This window comes from Micromonospora sp. NPDC048040 (assembly GCF_055587185.1).
The window spans coordinates 1-1,160 of the sequence record NZ_JBVJGT010000149.1; the positions used below are offsets into that span (position 1 = coordinate 1).

The 1,160-nt window shown below is 66.6% G+C and carries 1 protein-coding gene; it reads left to right on the forward strand.

The features are described 5' to 3' along the window. Positions 1-12: 12 nt before the first annotated feature. Positions 13-1,160, forward strand: a 1,148-nt coding sequence (locus ACZ6O2_RS36560; RefSeq protein WP_466026228.1) for an IS256 family transposase, incomplete at its 3' end; no start/stop codon positions are given.

Consider the following 1,160-nt stretch of genomic DNA (forward strand, 5'->3'; position numbering starts at 1 on the left):
CAGTTGATCGCGATGCTGGTCGATCGCGCTCGTGGTGACGGGCTGAAGCTGACCGGCGAGGGCGGGCTGCTGCAGCAGCTCACGAAGCGGGTCCTGGAGTCGGCGTTGGACGGTGAGATCACCGACCACGTCGGCTACGACAAGCACGACCCGGCAGGTCGAGGTAGCGGGAACACCCGCAACGGCAGCCGGACCAAGACCGTGCTCACCGATGTCGGACCGGTCGAGGTCCGGGTCCCACGCGACGCCGCCGGGACGTTCGAGCCGCAGATCGTGCGGAAGCGACAGCGGCGCCTGACCGGGGTTGACGACATGGTTCTGTCGTTGTCGGCCAAGGGGCTGACGCACGGTGAGATCGCCGCCCATTTGGCCGAGGTATACGGCGCGGAGGTGTCGAAGCAGACCATCTCCACCATCACCGACAAGGTGATGGACGGGATGGCTGAGTGGCAGAACCGGCCCCTCGACCCGGTTTATCCGGTCGTGTTTATCGATGCCATCAACGTCAAGATCAGGGATGGTCAGGTCGCGAACCGGCCGATCTACCTCGCCCTCGCCGTCACCGTCGACGGCCACCGCGACATCCTCGGCATCTGGGCCGGTGACGGCGGCGAAGGCGCCAAGCACTGGCTGCACGTGCTGACCGAGTTGAAGAATCGCGGCGTCGCCGATGTGCTCATGCTCGTGTGTGACGGGCTCAAGGGCCTGCCGGAGGCGGTGGAGACGGTCTGGCCGCGCACGATCGTGCAGACGTGTGTGGTGCACCTGCTGCGCAACTCGTTCCGGTACGCGGCCCGGCAGGACTGGGACAAGATCGCCAAGGCGCTCAAGCCTGTCTACACCGCACCCACGGAGGATGCCGCGACCGAGCGGTTCCTCGAGTTCGCTGAGGCGTGGGGCCGCAAGTATCCGGCGATCGTGAAGCTGTGGGAGAACGCCTGGTCCGAGTTCGTGCCGTTCCTGGCCTTCGACGTGGAGATCCGCAAGGTCATCTGCTCCACGAACGCGATCGAGAGCGTCAACGCCCGCATCCGCAAGGCCGTCCGCGCCCGCGGACACTTCCCGAACGAGCAGGCCGCGCTCAAGTGCGTCTACATGGCCTTGATGAGCCTCGACCCGACCGGCACCGGCCGCCGGCGCTGGACCATGCGCTGGAAAGC